Raw genomic sequence first — 17764 nt, forward strand, 5'->3', positions numbered from 1 at the left:
ATACACACAGTAAAATATTCTAAAGCCACGGATATATCCGTGGCTTTTTATGTTAACCGCCGGCGAGTTTTACCTTCATCCCTTTCGCTTCAAGCAGTGATTTTAATAAATCGCGCTTATCACCCTGGATTTCAATAATTCCATCTTTAACTGCCCCGCCGCAGCCGCATTTTTTCTTCAGTTCCGCTGCCAGTTTTGTCAGTTCGGCATCATCGAGATCGACACCGGTAATCAAGCAAACGCCCTTACCTTTACGTCCACTGGTCTGACGCTGAATACGCACCACACCGTCGCCTTTAGGGCGTACAGGGGCCGCTTTTGGCTCATCAATACGTCCGGTTTCCGTTGAGTAGACCAGACGGCTGTTGGAATCACTCATCATGCACTCCGCTGTAAAGAGGCGTTGATCGCTTTCAGCGTTTGCGCTGGATCTACCGATTGCGTTACCGGGCGACCAATCACCATATAATCAACACCAGCCGCCAACGCCTGTTCTGGCGTCATAATGCGGCGCTGGTCACCAGCTTCACTCCCCTGCGGACGAATGCCCGGCGTAACCAGTTTGAACTCCTGACCGAATACCTGTTTAAAGCGCACAGCTTCCTGAGCAGAACACACCACACCATCAAGGCCACATTTTTGCGTCAGTGCCGCCAGACGTTCTGCATAATCTGCAGGTGACAGCGTCACGCCAAGATCGGCCAGGTCGCTGGCTTCCATGCTCGTCAACACCGTCACAGCAATCAAAAGCGGTGCATCTTTGCCAAACGGGACGAGTGCCTCACGCGCTGCGGTCATCATACGCCCCCCACCGGAGGCGTGAACATTCACCATCCACACGCCTAAGTCAGCTGCAGCAGCGACAGCGTGCGCTGCAGTGTTGGGAATATCGTGAAATTTCAGGTCGAGGAAGATATCAAAACCACGCTGTTGAAGTTCGCGTACAAATTGAGGTCCAAACAGCGTAAACATCTCTTTGCCGACTTTCAGACGACAATCGCGTGGGTCGATCTTGTCGACAAAGGCCAGCGCGGCATCACGATTATGATAATCAAGGGCAACAACCACAGGAGAATTCGTAACAGCGCGGGAAGAAGATGAAGCAGTTAACGTCATGACCAGACCTTCTTGATGATGGGCACCGGAAGTGGCGCGAAACAGGTAAACGGCGAGCATTCTACCCGTGGAAATAAAAAATTAACAGTTGCGATTTCTTCCCTGGCAGGCTTTTCTGCGCCCGAGTTACCGGAGCACAATGGAACATCAATAATTAGTATGTTGTAACTAAAGTCAGATTTTTTTAAAAATTACAGGCCATCAAGACCGCGAATCGGTTTAATGGTTGACCAGGCCCGACAAGATGGACAATGCCAGTAGAGGGTGTATGCGGTAAAACCACATTTCTGGCAGCGATAACGAGGCTTACTACGCACCTTCTCGCCAACCATGTCACGCAGCACCATCAGACTCTCTTTGGCACGCCCTTCTTCCGCTTCATTTAAGTGGTAATCCATTAGCTTATGGAACACACGCATGGTCGGATGACGCTGAAGCTGACGCGTAATATAGACCTGTGCGGCCTCACTGCCGTCGCGCGCTTCGATGATGTCCGCAAGCATTAGTTCAGCATCGGCACCGGTGTTCTCTTCCACCGCGCGCTGCAGGAACTCTGCCCATTCGGCAGTTTTACCCAACTGCTGGTAGCAGGTTTGCAGCATTTCCAGCGTTTCGCTGACCAGTTCTCTGTCCTGGGATATCACGCGTTGCAAACTTTCGACGGCTTTGGCGTATTCTCCTTTCGCCATAAATACGCGCCCCATCATGATGGATACGCGGGCGCTGTTTTTATCTGCCGCCGCACCTTTTTTTAACAAGGCCATGGCACGATCGAGATCGTCGCTGGCCATATGCTGTAGGGCTATCTCGCAGTAGAAATGAGCAATTTCGACGCGCTGCTTATCTTTACCCAGCTTCACCAGGCGTTCGGCAACATCAATTGCTTTCTGCCACTCGCTGGTAGCCTGGTAGATTTGTAGCAACTGTTGCAGCGCGCCAATGCGGAAGTCAGTTTCATCGGTCAGTTGATTGAACATGTCTTCCGCGCGGTCGTATAACCCGGCGGCCATGTAATCACGCCCCAGTTGTTGAATCGCCAACAGACGCTGTTCATAGGTCAGCGAGGCGCTTTCCATTAGGGTCTGATGGATGCGAATAGCGCGATCAACTTCGCCACGCGAACGGAACAGGTTTCCGAGCGTAAGGTGGGCTTCAACGGTACCCGTATCCTCTTTAAGCATATCGAGAAACAAGTCTACCGCTTTATCCTGTTGATTACTAAGCAGAAAGTTAACCCCCGCTACGTAATCACGCGACAAGCGGTTGGCTTCATCTTGCTTGTTTTGTTGCGCACTTCTGCGGCCCATATACCAGCCATAGGCAGCGGCTACAGGCAAAAGCAGAAACAACAACTCCAGCATAGAAAGTTATTCCTTCGCCGCTGACGAATGCGGCGCTACAGCCACGTCAGTCGCGGGTGAAAGCTGGTTTTCCAGTCGCTTTATTTTACGTTCAGCGCGCGCCAGGGAAACACGAACTCGCAGCCAGAACAGGCCGCAAATCAGCCAACCGATAGCAAACCCCGCAGCAAACAATACCGCCAGCAATGTGGATATACGGTACTCCCCTTGCGCTAACAGATAATTAAACGTCACCTGTTGATCGTTCTGCGCACCTAACGTGACTGAAATCACGAAGATCGCTAACACCAGTAAGAAAATGAGTAAATATTTCACATTACTTCCCGTTATGTGGTTAGAGCGAATAAATTATGGTCAACTTACCGCAATAGCCCTTTAAAGTACCATTTTCGCGCCGTCTGCGAAATGGCATCCACGCGCATTGTTGATGATTTAAGGGCTAAATTCAGAAAATCAACCAGCGTTAACTTTCTTGTTCTCGTTGTGCAATTTCGCGATTTTCTTCCGCAGGTGGTGTTAATGGCCCACAAATTCGTTGCGCAAGCCACGTTGCCACCGCCACCAGCGCCCACGAAATCAACGTAGCTACCACCAGATCGCGTGGCCAATGCATCCCGAGCAGCAGGCGGCTTCCCATGACTCCGGTTGCCCAGACCAGCAAGATAGCAATGGTTAACGTTCGCCGACGCGGCCATAGCAAACCAACGGCCAGCAGCGCCCAACTGGCAGCAAACATCGTGTGACCGGAAGGAAAGGCAAACCCCGTCTCTTTCTGCCAGTGTGAACGCAAATATTGTGGGATATTATTCTCTTCAGCCAACTGTTCTTTCACTAAATTTCCGCGTTCTGCTCGCTTTAAAGTGTAGAACTCATCAACCGGAATATGATGTGTTTTTTCCAGCCAGATTACAAAAGGTCGTGGTTCCTGGACTTTGTCTTTGATCCAGGATTTAACGCCTTGTCCCACAAGGATTGCCGCCGCCAGAATGGCAAATAACATAATGGCAGCCTTAATGCGAAAACGCAGACACCAGAGAAACCAGCCGAATAAAATCAAATGTGTAATGACGCCCCAGGGCTGAGTGACAGTTTCAGTAACCCAAAAAGCCGCTTTTAGTAGCCAACTTTGTTCACCAGGTTGCCAACGCCAGCCAGAAATCCATACGGCTACCGGCATAACAAGCAATAGTGCAGCTCCCACTGCGGTACGTCTGGCAATCGAACGCATGGCATCTCCTTTTTGATAAGTCCCACAATCATAACTGAAAATGCCAGTTCCAGGAAAAATTGACAGATTTGTGCCATTCCGTGAACGATCGACGCGTCGTGATTAGGTGAACCCCTTCTCGTTATGGCAAAATAAGCCAATACAGAACCAGCATTATCTGGAGAATTTCATGCAGCTTAAACGTGTGGCAGAAGCCAAACTGCCAACCCCATGGGGCGATTTCCTGATGGTGGGATTTGAAGAACTGGCAACCGGACACGATCATGTCGCGCTAGTCTATGGCGATATTTCCGGGCATACCCCGGTACTTGCGCGCGTCCATTCCGAATGTCTGACCGGTGACGCCCTGTTCAGCTTGCGCTGCGATTGTGGCTTCCAGCTCGAAGCGGCACTGACGCAAATTGCCGAAGAAGGCCGTGGTATTTTGCTGTATCACCGTCAGGAAGGTCGTAACATTGGTCTGCTGAATAAAATCCGCGCTTATGCACTGCAGGATCAAGGTTACGATACTGTAGAGGCTAACCACCAGTTAGGCTTCGCCGCTGATGAGCGCGACTTCACTCTTTGCGCTGATATGTTCAAACTCCTTGGCGTCAATGAAGTCCGCTTGTTAACCAACAACCCGAAAAAAGTCGAAATTCTGACCGAAGCAGGGATTAATATTGTTGAACGCGTACCGTTGATTGTAGGTCGTAACCCCAATAACGAACATTATCTCGATACCAAAGCCGAGAAAATGGGTCATTTGCTGAACAAATAACCCTATTGCATTGTGTAATTCATTTGCTTGCCGGAAGCAAAATAACCGGCAAGCAAATACTCGTTACTTCAACATATTACGAATGACATAATGCAAAATGCCGTCGTTCTGGTAGTAGGTCAACTCCGTCGCGGTGTCGATACGACAACGGCAGGGTACGACTTCCTGGCTACCATCCGCGCGCGTAAACGTCACCGGAACCGTCGCACCGGGTTGTAGACTTTGCAGATCGACAATATCAATCTTCTCTTCCCCGATTAGCCCTAACGTTTTACGCGTCACGCCTTGCGGAAATTCCAGCGGCAGGATGCCCATGCCAATTAAATTCGAGCGGTGAATTCGTTCAAACGATTCGGCAATCACAACACGAATGCCAAGTAGACGCGGACCTTTTGCCGCCCAGTCACGGCTGGAGCCTGATCCATACTCTTTCCCGGCAATCACCGCCAGCGGCGTTTGCTCCTGCTTATAGCGCATCGCGGCATCATAAATAGAGACGACATCACTGTCAGGTAGATGCTGCGTCATCCCCCCTTCAACGCCAGGCACCATTTCATTACGAATGCGAATATTGGCGAAGGTGCCACGCATCATCACTTCATGGTTACCACGCCGCGAACCGTAGGAGTTAAAGTCTTTGCGCTCAACACCCCGACCTTGTAGATATCGCCCCGCCGGGCTATCGGGCTTAATACTGCCCGCCGGAGAAATGTGGTCAGTGGTAACCGAATCCCCCAGCATTGCGAGGATCCGCGCTCCGTGAATATCTTCCACAGGTGCTGGAGTTGCCTGCATTTCATCAAAGAAAGGCGATAAGCGAATATAGGTTGAATCCTCCTGCCAACCGTAGGTATCGGATCGCGCAACGTTAATCTCTTTCCATTCCGCCGTGCCTTCAAAAACTTCTGCGTACTCTTTGCGGAACATTTCTGTGGAGACTTGTTCTACCGCACGGGCAATTTCTTGTGCCGATGGCCAGATATCTTTCAGATATACCGGATCGCCTTTACGATCGTGAGCAATAGGCTCAGAAGCGAGGTTAATATTCATATTTCCCGCCAGCGCATAGGCAACCACCAGCGGCGGCGAGGCCAGCCAGTTAGTTTTAACCAGCGGATGGATACGGCCTTCAAAGTTACGGTTGCCGGACAGCACCGCACCGACGGTTAAATCGCCTTTTTTGATTGCCGTTTCGATAGGATCGGGCAATGGACCAGAGTTACCAATACAGGTGGTACAACCGTATCCCACAAGGTTAAATCCCAGTTCATCCAGATACGGTGTCAGTTTCGCTTTTGCCAGATAATCAGAAACGACTTTCGAGCCTGGTGCCAGCGACGCTTTGACCCACGGTTGCCGCTTGAGGCCCAGAGTTACAGCTTTTTTCGCCAGCAAACCTGCGGCCATCAGCACACTTGGGTTAGAGGTGTTGGTGCACGACGTTATCGCAGCAATGACCACCGCGCCATCAGGTAACTGATACTGATGTCCGTTCATAACATAATCGACCGGCTGGCGATCTTTATGCGTGGCATTTACTTCCAGTTCGTTACTGGCGGCAAATGCTTTTGGTACATCGGGCAGTGCAACGCGATCCTGTGGGCGTTTTGGCCCTGCCAGGCTCGCTTCAACGTCATTCATATCCAGTTCTAACGTACTGGTAAAAATCGGTTCATCGCCCGGGTTACGCCACATGCCCTGCGCTTTGGCATATTTTTCGACCAACTCGACCTGATCTTCGCTGCGCCCGCTTAAACGCATGTAATCGAGGGTGACAGCATCGATTGGGAAGAAGCCACAGGTGGCACCATATTCTGGCGACATATTGGCAATGGTGGCGCGATCCGCCAGCGGTAGTGAATCCAGCCCATCACCATAAAATTCGACGAATTTCCCCACCACGCCATGTTTGCGCAGCATTTGGGTAACGGTGAGAACCAGGTCTGTGGCGGTAATACCTTCACGTAATTTTCCGGTGAGTTTAAAGCCCACTACGTCCGGGATAAGCATGGAAACCGGCTGGCCTAACATTGCGGCTTCGGCTTCGATCCCACCAACGCCCCACCCCAGCACGCCAAGGCCGTTGATCATGGTGGTGTGCGAGTCAGTACCAACGAGTGTATCCGGATAAGCAATCCATTCACCGTCCTGCAATTCGCTCCACACTGCTTTGCCGAGATATTCGAGGTTAACCTGATGGCAAATGCCTGTGCCTGGCGGCACGACGCTAAAACGACTGAACGCCTGCTTTCCCCATTTCAGGAACACATAACGTTCGTGGTTGCGCTCCATTTCCAGGCGCACGTTTTCTTCAAATGCCTCATCATCACCAAAACGATCGACGGTCACCGAGTGGTCAATGACCAGGTCGACCGGTGAGAGCGGGTTAACCTTTGCAGTATCGCCGCCGAGGCGTTTAACCGCTTCGCGCATTGCCGCCAGATCAACAACGGCAGGTACGCCGGTAAAGTCCTGCATCAGCACCCTTGCCGGGCGGTAGGCAATTTCACGGTCAGCATGGGCATTTTTCAGCCATCCCACCAGCGCGTAGATATCCTCTTCGGTAACCGAGTTACCATCCTGCCAGCGCAGCAGGTTTTCGAGCAAAACTTTGAGTGACTTAGGCAGACGGGTGATATCGCCCAGTGATTTGGCAGCAAGCGGCAGGCTGTAGTAGTGGTAAGTTTTATCTTTGGCCTGCAACGTGTCCTTACTGGCTTCTCGTAGGGTTGACGACATAGCTCCTCCTTAATGACAGGGTTGCGAAGCCCTGATTCTCTTCAGGGTGAATATTAAAGATAACACAAACATTGCGTAACGATTTGATAACAACCCAAATTGATAAAAGAGGAGAAACCTTGTGGCAAAGAAAATGAAAACCCCGCCGCAGCGGGGTCAGGGATCAGTGAGTAATGATCCAGAGGAGTTCGGCCCAGAAGAGCATCGACAGAGAAAATGCGCCCATCCAGGACCAATATTTCATATTTGTGTTGATCATAGGCTACACCCTTAACGGTTATTACTTTGTGTTGAGATAACTTAACCTGTTATTGCTGCGGTGTATTAAAAGCCCTTTAATTCATTAAAAATGGGTAATAAGAATGATGATAATTATTGTTTCGGCTGATCATCTTCAGCAAACAGTTCTATAAAGGCTTGCTGCTGCGTTGTTAGTTGCCAGTCGTCTGGAATAACGACGGAACATTCCCGTTTCGTTACTGGTTCATTGTCACTATGCTGACATAATGGTGACGACTCCAGTTGCTCCTGACCGACCATAGTTATCCCCACACTTTCCAAATCAGGAGTGCGACAACCACCCAGAAAAGTGCAGAACCAAGAAATACCGCTAGCCAGGCTTTGCGTTTTAATTCAGGGTCCCGGCGGGGTTCCTGATTTCCAGAAGGCATTGCTAACCTCATATAATCGCCATCACTTATCAGCAAGACGTTGAACGATTGGTGTAATTAATCATACGATGAGACAAATCCTAAAGAAACTTTAGTCAAAAATCCAGCGAATTTACGAATCGTCTCCAGTGAATAATTCAATCTTTTGACCTGAAATAGATATTTGAAAACTGGAGTTTGCGAGGCGGGTAATTAGACACTACTTTACAGGTAATTTACCCTATAAATATGAGGGATAAAAATATTGTGCACGGTATACAAATAAGCAACAAAAGAGAATATATTCCGGCACCTTCGCTACATAAAAGGTGCCGAAAATAACGCAAGAAATTATTTTTCCGGCAGTTTTATATCTTTAAACATGACCTCAATTTCTTCATTAGAGCGCAATGCGACAGCCGCATCAACGACATCACGCGTTAAATGCGGTGCAAAACGCTGAATGAAATCATACATATAACTGCGCAAAAAAGTACTACGGCGAAAACCAATTTTGGTTGTACTGTGGCTGAAGATATCGTGAGCATCAACGCGCACCAGGTCGGGATCGGCGACCGGATCCACCGCCATGCTGGCAATAACCCCTACCCCCAACCCTAACCGGACGTAAGTTTTAATGACGTCAGCATCCGTTGCCGTGAAGACGATACGCGGCGTTAACCCTGCGCGGTTAAAGGCAGTATCCAGTTCTGAGCGTCCGGTAAAGCCGAAGGTATATGTCACCAACGGATATTGCGCCAGTTCTTCAATGGTAATGGCTTTTTTGCCTGCCAGAGGATGATCCGGGGTTACCACAATAGCCCGGTTCCAGTGGTAGCACGGTAACATCACTAAATCTTCATACAGATGCAGCGCTTCTGTGGCGATAGCGAAATCGGCATTGCCTTTAGAGACAGCATCAGCAATTTGTGTCGGCGAGCCCTGGTGCATATGCAAAGAAACGCGAGGATAACGCTCAATAAAGCCTTTGATGACGTTTGGTAACGCATAGCGTGCCTGGGTATGCGTGGTGGCAATATACAGCGAGCCTTTATCCGGCCAGGTGTGCTCTCCGGCGACCGATTTTATGGCATCGACTTTCGACAGGACTTCACGAGCGATACGAATTATTTCTTGTCCTGCTGGCGTTACCTGCGTCAGGTGCTTGCCGCTTCGGGAAAAAATTTGAATGCCTAGCTCGTCTTCCAGCATTCTGACTTGTTTACTGATCCCGGGTTGTGATGTGTAAAGTCCTTCCGCCGTTGATGAGACATTCAGGTTATGATTGACCACCTCAACAATATAGCGAAGTTGTTGTAATTTCATGTTAAACCATCCACTTAGACGCCATCAGAACATCGTTTTTTCGTCACACCTGGCGGGTGACTAATACGATTTAATAATAAAAAAGGTGCTAACTATAACCACTATATCATTTATAGCCTTAGTGTATAGGTGTGAAGAAAAAATAATATGCAATAAAAAAGGGCCGCTTTCGCGACCCTTTGTTTATAATAACCTGACAGAATTAAAGGTTATTTTTTCCCTTCAACCCATTTGCCATCAACATAAAATGCTGACCAGCCAGTCGCCTTTCCGTCTTTTTCCGAAGAGACATATTGCTGTTTGGTTTTACGGCTAAAGCGAACCATGGTCTTATTACCTTCCGGATCCTGCTGTGGCGCATCGGCCAGATAACGCAGTTTTTCCGGCAGACGGTCGCGGAAGCGATAAAGCTCTTCCACCAGTGGCGCACGTGTTTCACGCGATTTCGGGAAGGTATTGGCCGCCAGGAACACACCGGCAGCACCGTCACGCAGCACGAAATAAGCATCTGATTTTTCGCACGGCAGCTCCGGTAATGGCACCGGATCTTCCTTCGGTGGTGCCACTTCGCCGTTACGTAAAATCTTACGTGTGTTTTTACACTCTTCGTTAGTGCAGGCCATGTATTTACCGAAACGCCCCATTTTCAGGTGCATTTCAGATCCACATTTTTCACACTCAACGATCGGGCCGTCATAACCTTTAATGCGGAATTCGCCCTCTTCGATCTCGTAACCGTCGCAGGTTGGGTTATTACCACAGACATGCAACTTACGTTTCGGATCGATGAGATAGCTGTCCATCGCCGTGCCGCATTTCGGGCAACGACGTTTTGCGCGCAGCGCGTTGGTTTCAGCGTCTTCACCTTCCAGCACGTTCAGCACTTCGTTTTCCGGCACCAGGTTGATGGTGGTTTTGCAACGCTCTTTCGGTGGCAGAGCGTAGCCGGAACAGCCAAGGAATACCCCGGTGCTCGCTGTGCGAATCCCCATTTTGCGACCACAGGTCGGGCAGTCGATGCTGGTCAGAACCATCTGGTTCGGGCGCATACCCCCCTCTTCGGGATCTTTTTCAGCTTTATCTAACTGCTGGGTGAAATCCGAGAAGAAGTGATCCAGTACAGCTTTCCACTCTGCTTCGTGATTTGCCACCTGGTCGAGGCTGTTTTCCATCTGTGCGGTGAAGTCGTAGTTCATTAACTCACGGAAATTCTCTTCCAGGCGATCGGTGACGATTTCGCCCATTTTTTCCGCATAGAAACGACGATTTTCTACTCGCACATAGCCACGATCCTGAATGGTCGAAATGATCGACGCGTAGGTAGACGGACGACCGATACCGCGTTTTTCCAGCTCTTTAACCAGCGATGCTTCACTAAAACGGGCTGGCGGCTTGGTAAAGTGCTGGGCTGGTGTCAGTTCAACGAGCGTCAGAGCATCGCCTTTATCGACTGCCGGTAAGATACGATCTTCATCGCCTTTACGCAGCGCAGGCATCACTTTCGTCCAGCCATCAAAGCGCAAAATACGACCGCGTGCTTTCAGGCGGAAATCGCCCGCACCAACGGTCAGCGTCGTGGAGTCATATTTCGCTGGGGTCATCTGGCAGGCAACGAACTGACGCCAGATTAACTGGTACAGTTTCTGCGCATCTGCTTCCATATCCTTCAGCGATTCCGCCATCACATTGACGTCAGAAGGACGAATCGCTTCGTGCGCTTCCTGTGAGTTTTCTTTGCTGGCGTACTGATTCGGACTTTCCGGCAGATATTTCTTACCAAAATTATCGCTGATATAACCGCGAACCATATTTACTGCGTCCTGACTCAGGTTGGTGGAGTCGGTACGCATGTAAGTGATATAGCCTGCTTCATACAAACGCTGCGCCATCATCATGGTTTTTTTCACGCCAAAACCAAGACGGGTGCTGGCAGCTTGTTGCAGCGTAGAGGTAATAAAAGGAGCGCCAGGTTTACTGGTTGTCGGTTTGTCTTCACGTTCCAGCACGCTGTAGCGCGCTTTTTCCAGCAGACTTACCGCAGCCTGAGTTTGTTCTTTGTTGACCGGGCGGAACGGTTTGTCGTTCTGATGAGTCACCTGCAACGCCAACGCATCACCAGATGGCGTGGTCGTGCTGGCATCGACTTCCCAGAACTCTTCCGGTACGAACGCTTTAATTTCACGCTCACGCTCGACCACCAGGCGGACCGCCACCGACTGCACACGACCTGCAGACAGACCACGAGCGATCTTTTTCCACAGCAGCGGCGAAACCATATATCCCACCACGCGGTCCATAAAACGACGCGCCTGCTGGGCATTAACACGATCAATATTCAGCTCACCCGGTTTGTTAAATGCCTGGCGGATCGCGTTTTTAGTAATTTCGTTAAACACCACTCGGCTATAGCGCGCATCATCACCACCAATCACTTCCCGCAGGTGCCATGCAATGGCTTCCCCTTCGCGGTCAAGGTCGGTTGCGAGATAGATGTGGTCGGCTTTTTCAGCCAGTTGTTTCAGTTCAGAGACGACCTTCTCTTTACCAGGCAACACTTCATAGTGCGCCTCCCAATTGTGCCACGGGTCAACCCCCATACGGTTGACGAGAGCGCCACGTTCATCCTTTTTAGGCTTTTTAGCCGTCTTGGTGGAGGTAGAGTCGGCACTCTTTTTGGCAGCTGAGCCACTGGTCGGCAAATCGCGGATGTGACCGACGCTGGATTTCACCACGTAGTCACTACCCAGATACTTGTTGATCGTTTTGGCTTTTGCCGGGGACTCAACGATGACAAGAGCTTTACCCATATTCACCTTACCTAATTTGATTCTTCCAGGAATGCGTCGCACGTTGATAAACCTTCCACTGGCAACGAGTTACCGATATGGACTCGTTCTCTGCGGATATCAACCCCTTGTCGTGACTCTGTTCACGAAAATTCAGGTGACTGAGTTAACAGGTCTTGGCCTACAGGCGCTATAGCACGACGGAATTTTGGTCGAATGTCAAGCAAATCTATTGCCAGATTGACGAAAGCGTCACACTGTACCTGATAAAATCCGATACGCAACTTTATTAGCATGCAAAATCCAAAGTTGCCAGTAAGGCGCTCTTGCCACCAGCGTGGTATATTTGTCTGCAAGCCATGCCTGGCGTAGACTAATGTCCTTGTTTAAGGAGTAAATAATGAACAAAGAGACACAACCCATCGACCGCGAAACGCTGTTGCAAGAGGCCAATAAAATCATTCGTGAGCATGAGGATACGCTCGCAGGGATTGAAGCCACCGGCGTCACGCAGCGTAATGGCGTGCTGGTATTTACCGGCGACTACTTTTTAGATGAACAAGGATTGCCAACAGCCAAAAGCACCGCGGTGTTTAATATGTTCAAACACCTGGCCCATGTGCTTTCAGAAAAATATCACCTGGTTGATTAAAGCAAAACGCGAGGTCTTACCCTCGCGTTTGTCTTTTACATCAATGGCTTTTGCCCCCGCTGCCACCAGCGTAGCAACAATCGATCGGCGCTCTCTGCCGCGCTGCCGGTGAATCGGTCAATGAGTCGTTTACGCTGCATATAGCGTACATTGACCACTTCACGGCCTTCCATCAGGCTAAGAATAACTTCATCACTGGTGTTGATTTCATCAACCAGGCCTTTCTCTACCGCCTGTTGTCCGTACCAGTGTTCACCCGTTGCCACCTGTTCAATATCCAGAGACGGACGCATACGCTTCACAAAATCTTTAAATAACTGATGCGTTTCGTTCAGCTCTTCGCGGAATTTCTCCCGCCCTTCTTCGGTGTTTTCACCCAGCAAGGTCAGCGTGCGCTTATACTGCCCGGCGGTGTGCAGTTCGATATCAATATCTTTGCTTTTCAGGAAGCGGTTAAAGTTGGGCATTTGCGCCACCACCCCAATGGAACCCACAATAGCAAACGGTGCGGAAACAATTTTGTCCGCCACACAGGCCATCATGTAACCGCCGCTGGCAGCAACTTTGTCTACCGTAACAGTTAAAGGAATGTTTTTATCACGCAGACGCTGCAGCTGCGAAGCCGCCAGCCCGTAACCATGCACCATGCCACCAGGGCTTTCCAGACGTAGCACAACCTGATCCTGCGGTTTAAATGCTGCGAGTACCGCCGTTATCTCTTCACGTAGCGAGTTCACTTCATGGGCGTCCATGCTGCCTTTAAAATCCAGCACCCAGACGCGAGGTTTACTGTCAGTTGCCACCTCGCCCAGTTTGGCTTTCGCTTTTGCGGCTTTCGCTTCTTGCTTGTGCTTTTTCTTCTGCGCTTTATGCCACTGTTTTTGCTGATGAGTGTCCATCAGCGCCGCGGCCAGTTCTTCTTTCATCTCCTTATACTGTTCGCTGAGATTGTTGACCCGTAACTCGCCACGCTGGCGTTTATTACGTTGAGCAACATTGACAATAATGGCGGCAATCGCCGCAATCGCTAGCACAACGGTAACGATTTTCGCCAAAAACAAACCATATTCAGACAACAATTCCACGAGTCCCCACCTTGGTTAAACAACGCTTTGGCTCACAGTTTACAACAGGCATGTTAAGCCGTCTCGCAGAGATGTTATTGCAGCGAAAGTATGACAAAGTATCCATTTTGCGGTGTTATCGCCCCAGGCTGATTGAAATGCCCTTCTGTTTCAGGCATAAAGCCCCAAAGTCATAAAGTACACTGGCAGCGCGACAGACAACGTCGTTGAGGAGTAGCCATGCATTACCAGCCAAAACAAGATTTACTCAATGATCGCATTATCCTGGTGACGGGAGCCAGCAATGGTATTGGTCGTGAAGCCGCGATGACGTATGCACGCTATGGTGCGACAGTGATTCTGTTGGGCCGTAATGAAGAAAAATTACGTCAGGTAGCCAGCCACATAAACGAAGAAACTGGGCGTCAGCCACAGTGGTTTATTCTCGATTTGCTGACCTGCACGTCCGAAGATTGCCAACAACTGGCACAGCGCATTGCCGTTAATTATCCGCGTCTGGATGGTGTTTTGCATAATGCCGGATTGCTCGGCGATGTTTGCCCAATGAGCGAGCAAAACCCGCAGGTCTGGCAGGAGGTCATGCAGGTCAACGTTAATGCCACCTTTATGCTCACCCAGGCACTGCTTCCTTTATTACTCAAATCGGACGCCGGTTCACTGGTCTTTACTTCATCAAGCGTTGGACGTCAGGGGCGTGCAAACTGGGGCGCTTATGCAGCGTCGAAATTTGCCACCGAAGGGATGATGCAGGTACTGGCCGATGAATATCAGCAGCGCCTGCGCGTCAACTGCATTAACCCAGGTGGTACGCGCACCGCAATGCGCGCAAGCGCCTTCCCGACCGAAGATCCACAGAAACTTAAAACACCCGCTGATATCATGCCGCTCTACCTCTGGCTGATGGGCGATGACAGCCGCCGTAAAACCGGCATGACCTTTGACGCCCAACCGGGCCGTAAACCAGGAATATCCCAATGAGTGATGAACGCTACCAACAGCGTCAGCAGCGTGTAAAAGATAAAGTGGATGCCCGTGTGGCCCAGGCCCAGGATGAACGCGGTATTATCATCGTCTTTACCGGCAATGGAAAAGGCAAAACCACCGCAGCATTTGGTACGGCAACACGCGCAGTTGGTCACGGAAAAAAAGTGGGCGTCGTGCAGTTTATTAAAGGCACCTGGCCTAATGGCGAACGAAATCTGCTGGAACCACACGGCGTTGAATTTCAGGTGATGGCAACGGGCTTTACCTGGGATACGCAAAACCGCGAATCTGATACCGCGGCCTGCCGTGAAGTCTGGCAACATGCCAAACGAATGCTGGCAGATGCTTCACTGGATATGGTTTTGCTCGATGAGCTGACGTATATGGTGGCGTATGACTATTTACCACTGGATGAAGTGGTGCAGGCGTTAAATGAACGTCCACATCAACAGACGGTGATTATCACGGGTCGTGGTTGTCATCGGGATATTCTTGAACTGGCGGATACGGTAAGTGAATTACGCCCCGTCAAACATGCGTTTGATGCCGGTGTTAAGGCGCAAATCGGGATTGATTATTAAGGGAAAGCACCTCAAAAGATCGCCTCTTGAGGTGCTTTAATCATAATTATATTCAAGCGGCAATAGCAAAACTCAGAATCCGTTTAATCTCATTCAAATGTCCCGGATATGCTTCATGATTCTCAGCGTCAACATCTTCAATAAATAATATCAGTTCAGTAATTAACGCATTGGCATCTTCATAACTGATTCCGCTTAACTCTGGCGAAGTTTCAGTACCGTAGTTAATCGTCAGATTGTTCATCACCGTGAGGATAAGGATAAAATATTTATGACAAACCTTGCATGTGGTTTTGTTGCCCAGAGTATTATACAGCATATCAAGTAATGCCAGTATTCTACGGTTTTGTACATCGTTCATAAAAAGCCCTCCTATAACATTATTCCGCTGGCAATAAGCAATTTCGCCAGCCCCTCAGACGCCTTTAACCCACTAATGACCTGTGCGCGTAATATTTCATTTAATCTTTTTTGTTCAGCTGCCGTGCGTGTTTTATTAGTGTATAAACCTTTTAGATAATCACCCTTATCTATAAAGGCATTTAAAGCTTCAATCGCGGGCATTGCAGCAGCCGATGCCTGTAGTCTGGTTTCATTCACATTGATTACTGAACTTAGAAACTCCTTCCTGTTTTTCAGAGTGTTAAACTCTGTATTCTTAGAGTTTTTAGATACCGCATTATAATAAAGCATATTATTATGTACATTCGTAAAGGAATAATTTTCGATCTTATCGCCTTTTGTATAAATATCATTACGCAAAACAGTCATGTTTTTTATAAGTCTTACCCAATTTTTATCCGCCGTTTTACCTATTTTCCCAGCATTGACCTTTATTATATATAACTCATTGAAATAACTTACTAAATCTTTAACCGCCGCTGCCGATTCAGCTAAATCTTTGCTATGTGAAACATCAAGTAGTGTTTGCGCGTTGTTTGCGTGATCCAGAGCCTGTTTAAGTAATGTCACTTGCTGACTTTCTGTAGTTTTCATGTCTTCAGTCAAGAGCTCTACATAAGCACCCATGCTATTAATGACTTCCATTGAAGCCAGTAGTTTCTCTTTTTCGAATGGGACTAATTGTACTTTATCTGTTTTTTCTTCAGGGTGCCTGCATAATTTTCCACCCTGACCATCGTTCGCAACATCAATGGTATAATCAGGTCGCAATGCACAATCCGGATTAGTCGCATAAAAATTAACAAGAAAGTTTTCACGAGAAGCATAGTATTGTTTAAAGAAACTTGCATTCGCCGCAACCGCCTTGTTACCCGCAGTAATAACAGTTTCAGCTTGTTCATTTTTCAATGCTTCAGTTGCACAACCTGAAAGCATTAACAGCGATAGAAATAATCCACTATATCTAATCATAACCCACCTCTTGACGTTGAGTTTATCTCAGATAATTAAATAGTAATGTGGCTATTCCCTGGCATTATTCATAAGCAAGTATGAAATTAAATTAAAATACTGCGACTATTTATCATGCTTCAAATGAAGAAAAGGCCCCGCAGGGCCTTTATTTAATACTTAACTTAAATTAACCGTTATTATTACGTCCACCAGAACGACGACCGCCGCTGACCTGGCTGTGACGTTTCACCGCACGACGAATTTGATTCGCCTTCATACGACGACGGTCTTTTTCTACAGCAACTTTAGAGCTGGTTTCTGGCGGTAGTTCCACCAGCTCACGCAGATAGTTAGTCTGGGCAAGATCCAGCTCAGTCCAGCCACCGCGTGGCAGACCTTTCGGCAGTGGGATATCACCGTAACGCACGCGGATCAGACGGCTCACCTGCACACCAACAGCTTCCCAAAGACGACGAACTTCACGGTTACGGCCTTCGGTCAGAGTAACGTTGTACCACTGGTTGATCCCTTCGCCGCCGCTGAACTTAATGGTTTTAAAAGCTGCCGGTCCATCTTCCAGCTGCACGCCACGACTCAAATCACGCAGTTTCGCGTCGTCAACCTGACCAAATACACGCACGGCATATTCACGTTCAACTTCACGGCTTGGATGCATTAAACGGTTTGCCAGTTCACCGTCGGTGGTGAACAGCAGCAGACCACAGGTGTTAACGTCCAGACGACCTACGGCAATCCAGCGTGCGCCACGCAGCTTTGGCAGACGGTCAAATACCGTTGGACGCCCTTCCGGATCGTTACGGGTACACAACTCACCTTCCGGTTTGTAATAGGCCAGAACGCGACAAATTTGTTCAGCGGACTCACGTACCGAAATCAGGTGACCATCGATACGGATTTTCAATCCAGGGGTAATTTCAACGCGATCGCCGAGCTTAGCAATTTTGCCATCTACACTCACACGACCGGCTTCAATAATAGATTCGATTTCACGGCGAGAACCGTGGCCGGCACGCGCCAGCACTTTCTGTAGCTTTTCGCTCATAGAGCTTCCTTTTGGTGTCGCCTTCCCAGGCGTCGAACAGGAGAATCAATGGCGCAGTAGAGCGCCATTTTAAGGCC

General features: G+C 49.1%; 19 protein-coding genes. 4 read left to right on the top strand and 15 right to left on the bottom strand.

All coding sequences use genetic code 11. From position 1 onward, the window contains the following. Nucleotides 1-52: 52 nt before the first annotated feature. The 5 genes from yciH to pgpB all read right to left on the bottom strand — a co-directional run bounded on the left by yciH (nt 53) and on the right by pgpB (nt 3705). Entirely contained in the window at nt 53-379 is a 327-nt protein-coding gene (yciH, locus tag ATB02_RS05775; protein ID WP_001353236.1) for a stress response translation initiation inhibitor YciH, read from the bottom strand. Then, entirely contained in the window at nt 379-1116 is a 738-nt protein-coding gene (pyrF, locus tag ATB02_RS05780; protein ID WP_105271237.1) for an orotidine-5'-phosphate decarboxylase, read from the bottom strand. The genes yciH and pyrF overlap by 1 nt, the downstream gene beginning before the upstream one ends. A 191-nt stretch (nt 1117-1307) precedes the next feature. After that, nucleotides 1308-2477 carry a lipopolysaccharide assembly protein LapB gene (gene lapB / locus ATB02_RS05785; RefSeq protein WP_000891336.1) on the bottom strand — a complete coding sequence of 390 codons (1170 nt, stop codon included), beginning with the start codon at nt 2475-2477 and terminating at the stop codon, nt 1308-1310. Nucleotides 2478-2483: 6 nt separating this feature from the next. Then, entirely contained in the window at nt 2484-2792 is a 309-nt protein-coding gene (gene lapA, locus ATB02_RS05790; RefSeq protein ID WP_000876284.1) for a lipopolysaccharide assembly protein LapA, read from the bottom strand. 148 nt (nt 2793-2940) lie between these two features. Next, nucleotides 2941-3705: a phosphatidylglycerophosphatase B gene (gene pgpB / locus ATB02_RS05795; RefSeq protein ID WP_001256551.1), complete on the bottom strand. Its 765-nt coding sequence runs from the start codon at nt 3703-3705 to the stop codon at nt 2941-2943. A 169-nt stretch (nt 3706-3874) separates the two neighbouring features. On the opposite strand from pgpB, the gene ribA reads away from it, so the two are divergent. Next, the gene (gene ribA, locus ATB02_RS05800) at nt 3875-4465 is read left to right on the top strand and encodes a GTP cyclohydrolase II (RefSeq protein ID WP_001176295.1); all 591 of its coding nucleotides are present in this window, start codon (nt 3875-3877) and stop codon (nt 4463-4465) included. A 63-nt stretch (nt 4466-4528) separates the two neighbouring features. Here the strand turns inward: ribA and acnA are convergent, their stop codons facing one another. The 6 genes from acnA to topA all read right to left on the bottom strand — a co-directional run bounded on the left by acnA (nt 4529) and on the right by topA (nt 11987). Then, the gene (gene acnA, locus ATB02_RS05805; RefSeq protein ID WP_105271238.1) at nt 4529-7204 is read right to left on the bottom strand and encodes an aconitate hydratase AcnA; all 2676 of its coding nucleotides are present in this window, start codon (nt 7202-7204) and stop codon (nt 4529-4531) included. 163 nt (nt 7205-7367) lie between these two features. Next, entirely contained in the window at nt 7368-7463 is a 96-nt protein-coding gene (gene ymiC / locus ATB02_RS26045; protein ID WP_001310756.1) for a small membrane protein YmiC, read from the bottom strand. 113 nt (nt 7464-7576) lie between these two features. After that, nucleotides 7577-7744, bottom strand: a complete 168-nt coding sequence (yciX, locus tag ATB02_RS05820) for a protein YciX (RefSeq protein ID WP_001353237.1) — start codon at nt 7742-7744, stop codon at nt 7577-7579. A 2-nt stretch (nt 7745-7746) separates the two neighbouring features. Then, entirely contained in the window at nt 7747-7887 is a 141-nt protein-coding gene (locus ATB02_RS05825; RefSeq protein WP_001300896.1) for a YmiA family putative membrane protein, read from the bottom strand. A gap of 318 nt (nt 7888-8205) precedes the next feature. Beyond that, the gene (gene cysB, locus ATB02_RS05830) at nt 8206-9180 is read right to left on the bottom strand and encodes an HTH-type transcriptional regulator CysB (RefSeq protein ID WP_000776253.1); all 975 of its coding nucleotides are present in this window, start codon (nt 9178-9180) and stop codon (nt 8206-8208) included. Between the two features lie 209 nt (nt 9181-9389). Further along, a complete protein-coding gene (gene topA / locus ATB02_RS05840; RefSeq protein WP_001309471.1) occupies nt 9390-11987 on the bottom strand; it encodes a type I DNA topoisomerase in 2598 nt (865 codons plus the stop codon). A 379-nt stretch (nt 11988-12366) separates the two neighbouring features. On the opposite strand from topA, the gene ATB02_RS05850 reads away from it, so the two are divergent. Beyond that, nucleotides 12367-12618: a YciN family protein gene (locus tag ATB02_RS05850; protein ID WP_105271240.1), complete on the top strand. Its 252-nt coding sequence runs from the start codon at nt 12367-12369 to the stop codon at nt 12616-12618. Between the two features lie 35 nt (nt 12619-12653). Here the strand turns inward: ATB02_RS05850 and sohB are convergent, their stop codons facing one another. After that, nucleotides 12654-13703, bottom strand: a complete 1050-nt coding sequence (gene sohB / locus ATB02_RS05855) for a protease SohB (protein WP_000422059.1) — start codon at nt 13701-13703, stop codon at nt 12654-12656. A 219-nt stretch (nt 13704-13922) separates the two neighbouring features. On the opposite strand from sohB, the gene ATB02_RS05860 reads away from it, so the two are divergent. Both ATB02_RS05860 and cobO read left to right on the top strand, forming a co-directional pair. Beyond that, the gene (locus ATB02_RS05860; protein ID WP_105271241.1) at nt 13923-14681 is read left to right on the top strand and encodes a YciK family oxidoreductase; all 759 of its coding nucleotides are present in this window, start codon (nt 13923-13925) and stop codon (nt 14679-14681) included. Further along, nucleotides 14678-15268, top strand: a complete 591-nt coding sequence (gene cobO, locus ATB02_RS05865) for a cob(I)yrinic acid a,c-diamide adenosyltransferase (protein ID WP_001278875.1) — start codon at nt 14678-14680, stop codon at nt 15266-15268. The genes ATB02_RS05860 and cobO overlap by 4 nt, the downstream gene beginning before the upstream one ends. A 52-nt stretch (nt 15269-15320) precedes the next feature. Here cobO and ATB02_RS05870 read toward each other — a convergent pair whose 3' ends face one another. The 3 genes from ATB02_RS05870 to rluB form a co-directional block, all read right to left on the bottom strand. Continuing rightward, nucleotides 15321-15629: a hypothetical protein gene (locus tag ATB02_RS05870; protein ID WP_001000709.1), complete on the bottom strand. Its 309-nt coding sequence runs from the start codon at nt 15627-15629 to the stop codon at nt 15321-15323. 11 nt (nt 15630-15640) lie between these two features. Further along, a complete protein-coding gene (locus ATB02_RS05875; protein WP_105271242.1) occupies nt 15641-16642 on the bottom strand; it encodes a hypothetical protein in 1002 nt (333 codons plus the stop codon). Nucleotides 16643-16811: 169 nt separating this feature from the next. Next, nucleotides 16812-17687 carry a 23S rRNA pseudouridine(2605) synthase RluB gene (gene rluB / locus ATB02_RS05880; RefSeq protein ID WP_001291206.1) on the bottom strand — a complete coding sequence of 292 codons (876 nt, stop codon included), beginning with the start codon at nt 17685-17687 and terminating at the stop codon, nt 16812-16814. Nucleotides 17688-17764 lie beyond the last annotated feature (77 nt).

It is taken from the genome of Escherichia sp. MOD1-EC5189 (assembly GCF_002966045.1).
In the GTDB taxonomy this organism is placed as follows: domain Bacteria; phylum Pseudomonadota; class Gammaproteobacteria; order Enterobacterales; family Enterobacteriaceae; genus Escherichia; species Escherichia coli_F.

What these genes read in the sequence shown, in the direction of transcription:
- ATB02_RS05850 (WP_105271240.1), top strand. Translation starts at nt 12,367, where the DNA reads ATGAACAAAGAGACACAACCCATCGACCGCGAAACGCTGTTGCAAGAG.
- ATB02_RS05870 (WP_001000709.1), bottom strand. Translation starts at nt 15,629, where the DNA reads ATGAACGATGTACAAAACCGTAGAATACTGGCATTACTTGATATGCTG.
- cysB (WP_000776253.1), bottom strand. Translation starts at nt 9,180, where the DNA reads ATGAAATTACAACAACTTCGCTATATTGTTGAGGTGGTCAATCATAAC.
- pyrF (WP_105271237.1), bottom strand. Translation starts at nt 1,116, where the DNA reads ATGACGTTAACTGCTTCATCTTCTTCCCGCGCTGTTACGAATTCTCCT.
- yciX (WP_001353237.1), bottom strand. Translation starts at nt 7,744, where the DNA reads ATGGTCGGTCAGGAGCAACTGGAGTCGTCACCATTATGTCAGCATAGT.
- rluB (WP_001291206.1), bottom strand. Translation starts at nt 17,687, where the DNA reads ATGAGCGAAAAGCTACAGAAAGTGCTGGCGCGTGCCGGCCACGGTTCT.
- pgpB (WP_001256551.1), bottom strand. Translation starts at nt 3,705, where the DNA reads ATGCGTTCGATTGCCAGACGTACCGCAGTGGGAGCTGCACTATTGCTT.
- ATB02_RS05875 (WP_105271242.1), bottom strand. Translation starts at nt 16,642, where the DNA reads ATGATTAGATATAGTGGATTATTTCTATCGCTGTTAATGCTTTCAGGT.
- ymiC (WP_001310756.1), bottom strand. Translation starts at nt 7,463, where the DNA reads ATGATCAACACAAATATGAAATATTGGTCCTGGATGGGCGCATTTTCT.
- topA (WP_001309471.1), bottom strand. Translation starts at nt 11,987, where the DNA reads ATGGGTAAAGCTCTTGTCATCGTTGAGTCCCCGGCAAAAGCCAAAACG.
- ribA (WP_001176295.1), top strand. Translation starts at nt 3,875, where the DNA reads ATGCAGCTTAAACGTGTGGCAGAAGCCAAACTGCCAACCCCATGGGGC.
- cobO (WP_001278875.1), top strand. Translation starts at nt 14,678, where the DNA reads ATGAGTGATGAACGCTACCAACAGCGTCAGCAGCGTGTAAAAGATAAA.
- ATB02_RS05825 (WP_001300896.1), bottom strand. Translation starts at nt 7,887, where the DNA reads ATGAGGTTAGCAATGCCTTCTGGAAATCAGGAACCCCGCCGGGACCCT.
- acnA (WP_105271238.1), bottom strand. Translation starts at nt 7,204, where the DNA reads ATGTCGTCAACCCTACGAGAAGCCAGTAAGGACACGTTGCAGGCCAAA.
- lapB (WP_000891336.1), bottom strand. Translation starts at nt 2,477, where the DNA reads ATGCTGGAGTTGTTGTTTCTGCTTTTGCCTGTAGCCGCTGCCTATGGC.
- yciH (WP_001353236.1), bottom strand. Translation starts at nt 379, where the DNA reads ATGAGTGATTCCAACAGCCGTCTGGTCTACTCAACGGAAACCGGACGT.
- ATB02_RS05860 (WP_105271241.1), top strand. Translation starts at nt 13,923, where the DNA reads ATGCATTACCAGCCAAAACAAGATTTACTCAATGATCGCATTATCCTG.